Source organism: Asticcacaulis sp. AND118 (assembly GCF_020535245.1).
Taxonomy (GTDB): domain Bacteria; phylum Pseudomonadota; class Alphaproteobacteria; order Caulobacterales; family Caulobacteraceae; genus Asticcacaulis.
In genome coordinates, this window is sequence record NZ_CP084910.1 from 1,633,818 (window position 1) to 1,646,479 (window position 12,662).

Here is a 12,662-nt window from a genome sequence, read left to right on the forward strand (position 1 = left end):
TTTGTGTGTTCAGCCTTGATACCCACCCCGAACAGGCTCCTCACAAATCGCTTTCAATGACCATCTGGTCATAGGCGGGTACGACCCCCTCAGGGAGCTGCGCCCGTAATTCCTCATAATCCATTTCCTGATGCAGGTTGGTCAGGACCGCCCGTTCAGGCCTGACGCGTGCGATCCATTCCAGCGCCAGATCGAGGTGCGCGTGGGTCGGGTGCGGCGCATAACGCAGAGCGTCGACGATCCACACTTTCAGCCCGCTCAGGTGCGCGAAGCTTTCTTCCGGCAGGCCGCTGATGTCGCTGGAATAGGCCACGTCGCCGATACGATAGCCTACCGAACGGATGGGGCCGTGTTCCTGATCAAAGGTGAGGACGGGCACATCGCCCCCCTCACCCGTCAGATAGAAGGATTCACCGAAGGCCGGCAAATCCATCGGCGCGCAGATGGGCGGATAGCCGAACTTGCCCTCGAAGACGTAACCGAAGCGCGTCAGCAGCGTTTCGCGCGTCGCCGCGTCCATATAGCCCGGCACCTGCATTTTACGCAGCAGGGCAAAGGCGCGCATATCGTCTATGCCGTGGGTCTGATCGGCATGATCGTGCGTCCACAGTACGGCGTCGAGATGATCGATGCCCGTTTGCTGGATCTGGGTGCGGAAGTCCGGCGCGGTATCGACCACCACATTGGTCGCGCTTTCGGGACCATAAGAATCGAAGACCTGAAACAGGGCCGAGCAGCGGCTGCGGCGGTTTTTCGGATTGTTCGGATCGCAGCGCCCCCAGTAGCCGTCGGCGCGCGGCACGCCGGTCGAGCAGCCTGAACCCAGTATGGTGGTCTTCAGCCGCATCATGGGCGAGGTATCCGTTTGAACAGATTGTAGAAGGCGTCGGTGGTGCGGGCGATGGTGTCTTCGCGCGTCCAGCCCCTGATCTCCGCCAGCTTGTCATAGACGTGGGTGACGTAGGCCGGCTCGTTACGCCGGCCGCGCATGGGGATGGGCGCCAGATATGGACAGTCGGTTTCGACGATGATGCGGTCGCCCGGCATATCGGCGATGATGTCGCGCACGTCCTGCGCCGCCTTGAAGGTGGCGATGCCCGATACCGAAAAATAAGCGCCTATCCCTGCGGCCTTTTTCGCCAGTTCCGCGCCGGACGTATAACAGTGGAGCAGGAAGGTGAACGGCCCTTGGGCGTGTTCGTCGGACAGGATATCCCACATTTCATCGTCGGCTTCGCGGGTGTGCACCACCAGCGGCAGGCCGCTCTGGCGCGCCGCGTGGACGTGGGTGCGGAAGACGGCGGCCTGAATGTCGCGCGGGCTGTAGTCGTAGTGGAAGTCGAGCCCGCATTCGCCGATACCGACCACCTTGGGCCGCTCGGCCAGCTTGAGTAGATCGGCAACACTGAGGCCGGGGTTTTCCTTCGCCTCGTGCGGGTGCGTGCCGACGGTGGCCCATATATCGTCGTGCTGCGCCAGAGCGTAGCAGGCTTCGAAATTGGACACGCGGTCGCAGATATTGACCATCAGACCTACGCCGGATTCGCGCGCCCGAAGGATGACCTCATTGCGGTCTTCGTCGTACTGCGGGGCATGGAGATTGACGTGGCTGTCGATGAGCATGTTACCTGAGGGCCTTGATATCGTTGACGATGGACCAGAAATATTCGCCGCGGTCCAGATTGACGCCTTCGGTCTCCGCCACGACCGTGCTGAGTTTCACCCACAGTTCCGACCATTGACGGCCGCGCGCCGGGACATCGGCGCTGAGGGCCCGCTCCTGCACGCGATCACTAAGCGCGGCGATGAACTGAGAGAACTTCTTCGGGCCGTCGATCCTGGACGAATTGGTCTTGAACATCGTCATCAAGGGCAGCAGATCGAAACGCGCCGGTGGTGCGTCCGACAGAAGGCGCGCCGCCAACTCATCCATCTCCAGCGCGCCGTCTTCCCACAGTCTCAGTCCCTTGCCGGGCGAGCCCTTGGCCATCACCACCAGCCGTTCAAGCTGCTCGGGACTGAGGTCGGCCCGCGCATCGATGAAGCGCTGAACCATTTCGTCATCCCATGGCGAAAACCCCAGGCGACGGCAACGCGAGCGGATGGTGGCCAGCAGCTTTCCTGGCGAATGCGAGATGAGGAACAGCAATCCACGCTCAGGCGGTTCCTCAAGAATTTTCAGTAAGGCATTGGCAGAGTTTATATTCAGATCGTCCACCGCATCGACGATGCACACGCGATAGGCCGAACGCGACGGGGCTTTGGAAAAGAACTCGCCGACTTCGCGCACGGCGTCGACGGTGATGTTTTTGCGCGTCTTGCCGTCCTTTTCCTCGCGCTCAAGCACCAGCAGGTCGGGGTGCGACTGGGCGACGATCAGGCGCACGTCCGGGTCCTCTTCCGACATGCCGAGAATGCCATAACCCCGGTCGCGCTGACGCCCCATCAGGTAACGCGCGGCGCGATAGGCGAAGGTCGCCTTGCCCACGCCTTCCGGCCCGCACAGCAGCCAGGCGTGGTGCAGCCGGCCGCGCGACAGGGCATCAACAAAGGCCGTTTCCTGTGCTTCGCCATTGATGAAATCGAAGACCTGCCGCGGATGGGCGACGGCGGCTTCGTCCTCGGTTGCGGCCATGTCAGCTTCCCTTCAGTTCGGGAAAGCGGTCGGACACTTCGGCCCAGATATTCACCCTGATGTCCTCGATCGGGCGGTCGGCGTCGATCAGGCGGTAGCGCTGCGGGTGGGTGGCGGCGCGGCGCAGGAAGCCTTCGCGCAGGCGCTCGTGGAAGGCCAGCCCCTTGGATTCGAAACGGTTTTCGTCGTCTCCCCGCGACAGGGCGCGTCGCAAACCGGCGGCGGGCGGCATGTCCATGACGATCACCAGATCAGGCTGCGTCTCGCCGACCACGGCGCGGTCGATGGTTTCGATCAGGTCCGGCGTCACGCCCCCGCCCGCCCCCTGATAGGCGCGGGTGGAATCGGCAAAGCGATCGCAGACGATCCACGCGCCGCGTTCCAGCGCCGGCCGGATGACCTGCTCCAGATGGTTGGCGCGCGCAGCATACATCATCAGGGTTTCCGACAGCGGCGACCAGCGCCCGGTCTCGCCGGTGACCAGCAGTTCGCGTAAGGCTTCCGCACCGCTGGACCCGCCGGGCTCGCGCGTCTGGACGACTTCCAGCCCCAGATCGCGCAGATGCGCCACCAGCGCCCGGACCTGTGTGGATTTGCCCGCGCCCTCGCCGCCTTCGAATGTAATGAATCTGCCGGTCATGTCCGCCGATACATCGGCCAAGCGGCAGCCCAAGACAAGGCTTAAATTACTCGTCGCGCGTCAAAATAGCGTCGAAATAGCCCGCCGCCAGCACCTGCTGACGGTAAAGCTCGGCCTTCTGTGCGCCTTCGAAAGGCCCCAGTGAGACGACGTAGAGCCCACGCCGCTCATCGATGCGGGCGGTGAGCGCCTCACGCACCTGTTCGGCATTGGCGCGTTCGGCAAAAGCGCCGATCTGCACGCGATAGCGTTGCGCGGGCTCCGTTTGCGGCGACGCGGCGGCATAGGTCGGGCGTGCGCCCAGTTCCGCCGGGCCCAGAAACCTGATCCGCACGCGCGCCATACCCGCTTCGTACATCCCTAATGCCTTGGCCGCCCCCTTCGACAGGTCGAGCAGGCGATCGTCGACGAACGGCCCGCGGTCGTTGAGCCTCAGGCGCAGGCTGCGGCCATTGTCGAGATTGGTCACTTCGATGATCGACGGCAGCGGCCAGGTTTTATGGGCGGCGGAAATGGCGTTGGGGTCGAAACGCTCGCCCGTGGCGGTCATGCTGCCGGACTCGTGCCCGTACCAGGTCGCTGTGCCGGTCAGGGTGTCGCCGATATCGGGCACATAGGGGCGATAATTTTCGCCGCGCACCTTGTACGGTCTCAGATTGGCGCTGCGATACTGTCCGTTTTCGACGACAACCGGGCCGCCGCGCGCGCTGTATTTCGGTCCGCCGGTACAGGCAGCCAGAAGCAAAAATCCCGCCAATGCAAGGATTTGCAGCGACCTTTTCAGAAAATGGGTAGCCGTGATCGACATGGAACGCCCCGCTGGACACATTCTGCGTCGAAACAGGGTAAAAAGAAATGGAAAAGGCTTGGTTAATCGTCTTTAGAGATTAAGTCCCAGTGCGATCAGCGCCAGCGCCGCGGGTAGCGCCTGAACGAAGAGTATCTTGCGGCTGGCCGTCGCTGCGCCATAGAGGCCGGCAATCAGCACGCAGATCAGGAAGAAGAGTTTGAAGTCGTGGCCTTGCGCGCCCTCTATCAGGCCATAAATCAAGCCGGCGGCCAGAAAGCCGTTGTAAAGCCCCTGATTGGCGGCCAGCGTAGCGGTCTGGGCGGCGAATTCCTTTTTGAGACCAAAGGCTTTGAGACCAGCCGGTTTCTGCCACAGGAACATCTCAAGGATCAGGATGTAGATGTGGATCAGGGCCACCAGCCCGATCAGAAGCGTGGTGATCATGTGCGTTCTCCCCTGTGTCGTTGTGGAGAACCTAGGATGAAGTCGAAAAGGTGACAAGGTGCCTGACGCTTGGCGGACAGGGTGGGATTGGCTTCGCTGCGCTCCGCCGAAACCTGCGCTTCGCTCCGGTTTTCGAACCCCATATCCCCGTGGGTTCAAGTCCCCACCCCCGACGATCATACGAAAAGACCGGCCCTTTTGGGGCCGGTCTTTTCGTATGATGGCGGACAGGGTGGGATTCGAACCCACGGTAGGCTTCCACCTACGGCGGTTTTCAAGACCGCTGCCTTAAACCACTCGGCCACCTGTCCGTGCCTTGAGTGGAATGCGCTTCTATCGTGACGCTCTGAGATTGCCAATAGCGACTGGGGATAAAACGCCGGGCATCGGGAAAAACAGCAACACATAGAATAAATATTTCAAAAATAATTATTCCGGGTTAGGGTAGCGTCAACACGAAAACAAAACAGGAAGGATTCCCATGCCCGCATCCCTTTCCCGCCGCAGCGCCCTTCTCGCTTCGCTGAGCCTTGGTGCCATGACGGCGCTCAGCAGCGCCTGCGCCGTCGCCGCGCCCGCCGATAAGTTCGTGACGGTCGACGGCCCGCACTTCAAGCTCAAGGGCGAAACCTACCGTTTTGTCGGGGCCAATATCTGGTACGGGGCCTATCTGGGCGCCGACGCGGCGTTCGGCGATCGCAAGCGCCTGCTCAAGGAACTGGACGATCTCAAGGCGCTGGGCGTAACCAATCTGCGCGTACTGGCCTCTTCCGAACTGTCGCCGCTGAAGAATTCGCTCGATCCGGCCTTCCGCACCAGGGAAAGCGGCCATTACAACGAGCAACTGCTGACCGGTCTCGATTACCTGCTGGTCGAGATGCGCAAGCGCGACATGAAGGCCGTGCTGTATCTGACCAACTTCTGGGAATGGTCGGGCGGTATGATGGCCTATATGGATTACACGACCGGTCACTACATCAATAATGGCGACCCGGCCCACCCGTGGCCCGAATTTGCCGATGTCAGCTCGCGCTTCTACGCCAATGAAAAGGCCGTGGCCATGTACCACGACTACGTCACCTTCCTGCTGAAGCGCACCAACGCGATCACGAAGAAACCCTATCGCGACGACGCCACCATCATGGCCTGGCAACTCAGCAACGAGCCGCGTCCGGGCGGCGGTCCAGACATCGCCGCCGCACAGATGCCGCAATATCTGGCGTGGATTTCATCGACGGCGAAACTCATCCGCTCATTGGCGCCGCATCATCTGGTGTCACTGGGCCATGAAGGGCTGATGGGCGCCGTCGGCAACGAGCAGTTCGTCATCGATGCGCATAAGGAGATCGACTACCTGACCGCGCATATCTGGCCGCAGAACTGGAGCTGGGTCGATGGCAAGGATCTGCCCAGCACTTTCGACGCTGGTGCGGTCAAGGTCCAAAAATATATCGACGATCATATTCGTATCGCCACGGCGATGAACAAGCCTCTGGTCTTTGAAGAGTTCGGGTTTCCCAGAGATGATGTGAAATATGAGCCGGGCACGCCAACCGTTTGGAAAGACAAGTTTTACGGTATGATCTATAAGGCTGTCGAAGACGCCGTAAAGACCGGCGGGCCGGTATCGGGCTCAAACTTCTGGGCCTGGGGCGGGGCGGGCCGCGCCCTGCATAGGGACTACTGGATGCTGCGCGGCGAAACGGCCTATGTCGGCGACCCGCCGCACGAGCCGCAGGGCTGGTATAGCGTGTTCAATACCGATACCTCGACGCAGGCCCTTATCCGCCAGCACGCCGCGCATATCCGCGAGTTCAAAGCCTCCTGATGCGATACATTAAGTTGGCTGGATTAATACTCTGACCAACTTATTTTTTGATCGCAGGCTTCGGCTCGGTGGGCAGCACATTTCCGATGGCTTCCGATGCGCCGCCCAGACCCGGCAGGACGGCCGTCTGATAGTCCGGCGGAATGACGAACCATTTGGCGTCCTGCACCCCGCGCGCATAGGCGACGACCTGAAACAACGGGGCGTTGCGGCCCTTCTGCGTCATCTGCATCAGCACGCCATCGCTGTTGACGCAGGCCATGCCCGACTGATTGAGATAGCCGCTGAATTCCACCGTCCGGCACGGCTGCCCGCCCATCAGGCTCGATCCGACGGGACGAACCGTGGCGCGGGCTTCCAGCGCCGCCAGATCGAGCGGCAGAGGCAATAAGGCCTGTTCACGCCCCATCGGGAACAGCAGCGCCGTGCGTTTGCCGCCGGCGGCGGTCAGGTGGATCAACACACCCTTGTCGCGGTCGGCGATATAGGTTTGCGTCACGCCCCCGCTGAGCATATCGACACGTACCTTTGCGCCCGTGCGGCGAAATTCCACCGGCGCTTCAAAACCGGCCATACGGATGCGCGCGAAGAAATCGGGCTCAGAAGATATCTGCGCCCGCGCACCCGAAGCCACGGTGAACAGCGCAAGGATGGCGATAAGCAGGCGCATGACAGGTCTCCTTCGGCTTGCTTTTGCGCGGATTCGGCGGCATGCACCAAGGCTCTGCGATTGAGACGGCATTTTTGAGACTGCTGTGGACCCGACCGAACCGCCTTCCCTGCTGATCGATGCGCGCGGCCACCGCTGTCCCGTGCCGACCCTGCGTCTGAGAAAGGCTCTGGCCGAACACACATGCACGACCGTTGTGCTGCTGGCCGACGACCCCATGGCCCAGATCGACGTGCCGCATTTCTGCAATCAGAACGGCCTTCAACTGCGGTCTTCGGCGGTCGACGCCAACCACTGGCGCTTCGTCATCTCCCGTTAAACCTTTCTGCGCGTTTACACTTTGCCCGGACGAATCGTTTAAGCCTGCAAAGTCGCTTGTCAGGCGACAGATCGCCGCAGTATCAATGCGCGGGAATGTACCTGTTTTCAGGGCCTGTTTTTCAGGGAGTGTGAGTTGAGCATTCAGGCGCGCGTCTTGCTGCTGGCGAAGGATCAGCAATGGCCTGAGCGGCTGGGCGCCGAACTGGACCGGCTCGGCTGGCGCACGATTACGGCCTATCGCGCCGACGCGGCCCTGGCCTGCATCGGTGATCTTCAGATCGAAGCCGTTCTGGTCGACGCCGCGCACCCCGACTGTTCCGCCGAGTTGGTGACCCGATTGCGCGAAGCCTGCGCGCCACGCCGCCTGCCGATCGTACAGGTCACCCGCAGCGGTCCATACAATATCCCCGATGGCTGGGACATGGTCTACGACCGCGAGGCGCACCCGCAGCAGATCGTGCTGGGTCTTGAGCACATGGTCCGCGCCAATGTGGCCGAGGAAGAATACGACCTGCGGCACGAGACGCTGACAGCGCTGGGGCTGGCCATACCGCCGCGCGATGACGACAAGCCGCTGGCCATACTTTCGGTAGGGCCGGCAGACCCTGATTTCCTCGCGCTCAGCCATACCCTGCGCGCGCGCGGCGTCGATCTTTACGCAGCCTTCACCAGCTATTCGGCCTTTGATTATCTTCACGATAAGACCTTCGATGCCGTGGTTTTGTGGGGGCGTGAATCGGTCGCCGAAGCCTTGTCGATCGCGTCGGGTATGCGGCGTAATACCCGGCTCTACCATACGCCGGTCTTCCTGCGTTTGCAGAAATCCGTCGAACTGGATCTGGGTGACGCCTTCCTGCGCGGCGTGAACGATGTCTCTGCGCCGGGCGCACAAGAGGTCGAAATCGCCGATCGCGTCCTGCGCCTGGCCCGCGCCTACCGCCGCCAGAGCAATACGCGACAGGCGCTGGAAGCCGTCAACCACAGCCCCTACATGGATAAGGGTACGGGTCTGTTTACGCGCGACCTGTTCGCGGCCCATCTGGCGCGTCTGGCCAAGGCGTCCAGCCAGCGCAACCGGCCCTTGAGCGTTTGCGTGCTTAAAATTTCTGAAAATCCGGAAATCGCACAGGCGCGGTTGCGCAAGGCGTTGGAGCGGGCCATGCCGCAGATCGGTTCGATGATCTCGCGCCTCGTCCGTGCCGAAGATACGGCGGGCCGCCTGTCGGAAGAGGTGTTTGCCCTCGCCCTGCCCGCCACACCGGAAGGCGCCGCACGCATTGTCGGCGAGCGCATCGCCGCCGTCATAAGCTGCACGGCCTTTGAAGCCGGCCCGGGTCGTTCGCCCTTCGTGGTGGAATTCGACGTCGGCGTGGCCGAACTGATCGAAGGCGAACCCGTGGCCGAGGCGCTCACGCGCGCCGCCCAGCAGATTCGTTCGACGCCCAACGACGTCGATCAGGCGGTCTAATTTTGGTTTTGGCGCACTTTTGAATCCGAAAGTGCCTTCCCTTTTTCGGAAAGGGCTTAACCGGCGGCGATGGCCGCCAGTCGCGTCATGATCTTTTCCGCCGCGGCCAGACGCCCGGCGGCTTCAGGCCATTCGCCACGCACCAGCAGCTTCTGATCCGGTCGTAATTTCCAATCCTGCGGATTGGCCTGAATCAGACCGATCAGACCCATGGGATTGCTGAATTGATCGTTGCGGAAGCTGATCACCGCGCCCTTGGGACCGACATCGATTTTGGCGACATTGGCCTCGCGGCACAGGCCTTTGATACCGACAACCTTCAGCAACTGTTCGGCCTCTTCCGGAATCGGGCCGAAGCGGTCGATCAGTTCGGCGGCCAGCGCTTCACGATCTTCGCGTTTTTCAGCCTCGGACACCCGACGATAGAGCGACAGGCGGATATTGAGGTCGGGTATATAGTCTTCCGGGATCATGACGGCGGCGCCGGCATTGATCTGCGGCGACCAGCCGCGATTGTCCGTCACCGGCTCGTCGGCACGGCTGCGCAACTCGTTGACCGCGTCTTCCAGCATTTGCTGATAAAGTTCGACGCCGATCTCACGGATATGGCCGGACTGCTCGTTACCCAGCAGATTTCCACCGCCGCGAATATCAAGATCGTGGCTGGCCAGTTGAAACCCTGCGCCCAGATTATCGAGGGATTGCAGCACTTTCAGGCGCTTTTCTGAGGCTTCACTTAAGATTTGGTACGGCTGGGTCGTCAGATAGGCGAAGGCACGAGTCTTGGAACGACCGACGCGTCCGCGGATCTGATAGAGTTGCGCCAGACCGAACATGTCGGCGCGATGCACGATCAGCGTATTGGCCGTAGGCACGTCCAGCCCCGACTCGACGATGGTGGTCGCCAGCAGCACGTCGTACTGACCGTCATAGAAGGCGGTCATCACCTCTTCGAGCTGGGTCGGGGTCATCTGCCCATGACCGACGATGAACTTCACTTCGGGAACCTGTTCGCGCAGGTAGCGTTCGAGGTCCGGAAGGTCTTTCAGGCGCGGCACGACATAGTAGGCCTGCCCGCCGCGATACTTTTCGCGCAGCAGGGCTTCACGCACGCTCACCGCATCGAACGGCAGCACATAGGTGCGCACGGCCAGACGGTCCACGGGCGGCGTGGCGATGATGGACATTTCCCGAATGCCGGAAAGCGCCATCTGCAGGGTGCGCGGAATGGGCGTCGCCGACAGGGTCAGCATGTGCACATCGGCGCGGAAAGCCTTGAGCTTTTCCTTGTGCTTGACGCCGAAATGCTGCTCCTCGTCGACGATGACGAGGCCGAGATCCTTGAAGCCGACCTGTTCCGACAGCAGGGCGTGGGTGCCGATGACCACCTCGACCTCGCCGTTCTTCAGACCGTCGCGGGTGTCATCGGCCTCCTTGCGCGTGACCATGCGCGACAGGTGACGGACGCGGATGGGCCAGCCCTGGAAACGCTGGCTGAAGGTTTTGAAATGCTGACGCGCCAGCAGCGTCGTGGGGCAGATGATCGCCACCTGCTGGCCCGACATGGCGACGACGAAGGCCGCACGTAACGCCACCTCGGTCTTGCCGAAGCCGACATCGCCGCAGATAAGGCGATCCATCGGATGCCCCTTGGACAGGTCGTCCAGCACGTCGTGGATGGCGTTGAGCTGGTCTTCCGTCTCTTCGTAAGGGAACTGGGCGCAGAATTCGTCGTACAGGCCCGATGGCGGATCGATCTGCTGACCGGTCTTGAGCGCCCGTGCCGCGGCGAGCTGGATCAGGCCGTCGGCCATCTCGCGCAGCTTTTCCTTGGCCTTGGATTTACGCGCCTGCCAACTGGCCGAACCCAGCTTATCCAGTTGCGCCGTGTCGGAATCGGCGCCGTAGCGTGTCAGCAGGTCGATATTTTCGACCGGCAGGTACAGCTTGGCGTCGGCGGCATATTGCAGTTCGAGGCAGGCGTGCGGCGCGTCGTTGACGCTGAGCGTTTTAAGCCCTTCGTACCGCCCGATGCCGTGTTCGATATGCACGACCAGATCGCCCTGCGACAGGGATGACGCTTCGGCCAGAAAATTGTTAGCACGTCGTCGTTTACGCGGACGGGCTAATCTGTCGCCTAAGATGTCGGTTTCCGAAATGACCGCCAGTGTTTCGGTCTCGAAGCCCTGATCTAGCGGCAGAACGGCGCGCTGGATCGGCTTGGCCTTGGTGCCGGCCACACCGAAACTGACGGCGTCGGCATAGTCCGCAGCCAGTCGCGTCTTGTCCAGCCCGTGATCGGCCAGCATGGCCCCCAAACGGTCGGACGAGCCTTCGGTCCAAGACGCGAACAGCACGCGCTTGCCGGATTTCGACAGGGCCTTGGCATGATCCGCCACAGCGGTGAACAGGTTGACGCTGTCCTGATGGCGCTCCGGCGCGAAGCTGCGGCCCTGACGCGCCCCCAGGTCAATGGCGGTGGCGTCGTCGCGCTGGAAGGTTTCGAATTGCCGCACGCGGCCCTTGTCCAGTCCGGCCTGCCATTCGCCCTCATCGAGATAGAGGCGACCGGGCGGCAGGGCGCGATAACCGCTGTCGAGTTTCACCGCGCCCTTGGCCATGACCCGCGCATCGCCTGAGCCTTTGCGCGACTCGTAGGCATCGAGTACGGAATCGCGCCATTCGCCGAAGGCCTGCTCGGCCAGTCCATCGAGCAGGATCAGGGTCCGGGCCGGCAGGTAGTTGAAGACACTGTCGAGGCGCTCATAAAAGAGCGGCAGCAGCGTCTCGACGCCCTGCCGGCGGATGCCCGAAGACACCGCGGCGTAAATAGGGTCGTCGCCCGGCGCGCCGAAGTTTTCGAGATAGCCCTGACGGAAGCGGCTGATGCTCTTGTCGTCGAGCAGTATCTCGCTGACCGCCATGAAGTCGATGGCCGGAATTTGTTTCAGCGAGCGCTGGGTTTCCGGATCGAAGGTGCGGATCGATTCCAGTTGATCGCCGAAGAAGTCGAGGCGGACCGGTTCGTCCTGGCTGGGCGAAAAAACGTCGATAATGCCGCCGCGCACGGCAAATTCACCGCGCTCGGAAACGGTCGAAACGCGGTTATAACCGTTGCGCGTGAAATAGGCTTCCAGATCGCGGGTCTCGATGCTCTGCCCCGGCTTGATCGACAGCAGGCTGCCGCTCATGGCGTCGCGCGGCGGCACCTTCTGCGCCATGGCGGCCGACGTTGTGAGAATCAGCACGGGTTTGGCGGGCTTGCCGTTCAGAGCCTGTAAGCGTGTCAGGCTGCTCATACGCTGGGCGATCAGGCCGGTCGTGGGGCTGACGCGGTCATAAGGCAGGCAGTCCCAGGCCGGAAAGCGAATCACGTCCAGTTCCGGGGCATAGAAGGCCAGTTCTTCGGCGATGGCGTTCATGCGGCCATGATCGCGCGCCACGAACAGGGCGAGGCCTTCGGCGCGGGTCAGATCAGCGGCCACCAGACTGTCGTAGCCCGGCGGGCAGCCAGTCAGGGACAGGCGGGCGGCGGCGGTGGTAATACGGGCTATGTCGGACATTTATTTCTGAAGCTTTGTGTAAGCTGTCTTATAATACTGATTGAGCATATTCATAATTTCGGATTGGCGCTCTGCGGGAACCGGATCGCGCTCGATGATCCAGCCGTACAGATCCTGATCCGGAGCCTCCAGAAGATCCTCGAAAATATCGAGTTGTTGCGGCGTCAGGGTCGGCAGATATTCTTCGGCGAAATGGCTCAGAATGATATCGGCCTCCTTGAAGCCGCGACGAGAGGCGCGGAACCACAGCTTGCGCAAGCGGGCCTGATGGAGATCGTCAACAGTGTCGGTCATGGTTTTCCC

General features: G+C 61.7%; 12 protein-coding genes and 1 tRNA gene. 3 read left to right on the forward strand and 10 right to left on the reverse strand.

Annotated elements, in window-relative coordinates; genetic code table 11:
• Nucleotides 1–40: 40 nt before the first annotated feature.
• The 7 genes from LH365_RS07820 to LH365_RS07850 form a co-directional block, all read right to left on the reverse strand.
• Nucleotides 41–850: an MBL fold metallo-hydrolase gene (locus LH365_RS07820; RefSeq protein WP_226743104.1), complete on the reverse strand. Its 810-nt coding sequence runs from the start codon at nt 848–850 to the stop codon at nt 41–43.
• Nucleotides 847–1,623, reverse strand: a complete 777-nt coding sequence (locus LH365_RS07825; protein WP_226743105.1) for a TatD family hydrolase — start codon at nt 1,621–1,623, stop codon at nt 847–849. The genes LH365_RS07820 and LH365_RS07825 overlap by 4 nt, the downstream gene beginning before the upstream one ends.
• 1 nt (nt 1,624) lies before the next feature.
• Nucleotides 1,625–2,635: a DNA polymerase III subunit delta' gene (locus LH365_RS07830; protein WP_226743106.1), complete on the reverse strand. Its 1,011-nt coding sequence runs from the start codon at nt 2,633–2,635 to the stop codon at nt 1,625–1,627.
• Nucleotide 2,636: 1 nt separating this feature from the next.
• Entirely contained in the window at nt 2,637–3,275 is a 639-nt protein-coding gene (gene tmk / locus LH365_RS07835) for a dTMP kinase (RefSeq protein WP_226743107.1), read from the reverse strand.
• Nucleotides 3,276–3,321: 46 nt separating this feature from the next.
• Nucleotides 3,322–4,083, reverse strand: a complete 762-nt coding sequence (locus tag LH365_RS07840) for an SPOR domain-containing protein (RefSeq protein ID WP_226743108.1) — start codon at nt 4,081–4,083, stop codon at nt 3,322–3,324.
• Between the two features lie 72 nt (nt 4,084–4,155).
• Nucleotides 4,156–4,509, reverse strand: a complete 354-nt coding sequence (locus LH365_RS07845) for a DUF1304 domain-containing protein (protein WP_226743109.1) — start codon at nt 4,507–4,509, stop codon at nt 4,156–4,158.
• 221 nt (nt 4,510–4,730) lie between these two features.
• Nucleotides 4,731–4,820, reverse strand: a tRNA-Ser gene (locus LH365_RS07850).
• Between the two features lie 170 nt (nt 4,821–4,990).
• Between LH365_RS07850 and LH365_RS07855 the strand changes: the two genes are divergently transcribed.
• Complete coding sequence (locus LH365_RS07855) at nt 4,991–6,337, forward strand: mannanase (protein WP_226743110.1); 1,347 nt, start codon at nt 4,991–4,993, stop codon at nt 6,335–6,337.
• 40 nt (nt 6,338–6,377) lie between these two features.
• Here the strand turns inward: LH365_RS07855 and LH365_RS07860 are convergent, their stop codons facing one another.
• On the reverse strand, nt 6,378–7,007 hold the full coding sequence (locus LH365_RS07860) for a hypothetical protein (RefSeq protein ID WP_226743111.1): 630 nt from the start codon (nt 7,005–7,007) through the stop codon (nt 6,378–6,380).
• Between the two features lie 85 nt (nt 7,008–7,092).
• Between LH365_RS07860 and LH365_RS07865 the strand changes: the two genes are divergently transcribed.
• Both LH365_RS07865 and LH365_RS07870 read left to right on the forward strand, forming a co-directional pair.
• A complete protein-coding gene (locus LH365_RS07865) occupies nt 7,093–7,326 on the forward strand; it encodes a sulfurtransferase TusA family protein (protein ID WP_226743112.1) in 234 nt (77 codons plus the stop codon).
• 135 nt (nt 7,327–7,461) lie between these two features.
• Nucleotides 7,462–8,796, forward strand: a complete 1,335-nt coding sequence (locus LH365_RS07870) for a diguanylate cyclase domain-containing protein (RefSeq protein WP_226743113.1) — start codon at nt 7,462–7,464, stop codon at nt 8,794–8,796.
• 56 nt (nt 8,797–8,852) lie between these two features.
• Here the strand turns inward: LH365_RS07870 and mfd are convergent, their stop codons facing one another.
• Nucleotides 8,853–12,359, reverse strand: coding sequence for a transcription-repair coupling factor (gene mfd / locus LH365_RS07875; protein WP_226743114.1), 3,507 nt, complete (start codon nt 12,357–12,359; stop codon nt 8,853–8,855).
• Nucleotides 12,360–12,653, reverse strand: a complete 294-nt coding sequence (locus LH365_RS07880) for a succinate dehydrogenase assembly factor 2 (protein ID WP_226743115.1) — start codon at nt 12,651–12,653, stop codon at nt 12,360–12,362. It abuts the gene before it with no gap.
• Between the last annotated feature and the right edge of the window lie 9 nt (nt 12,654–12,662).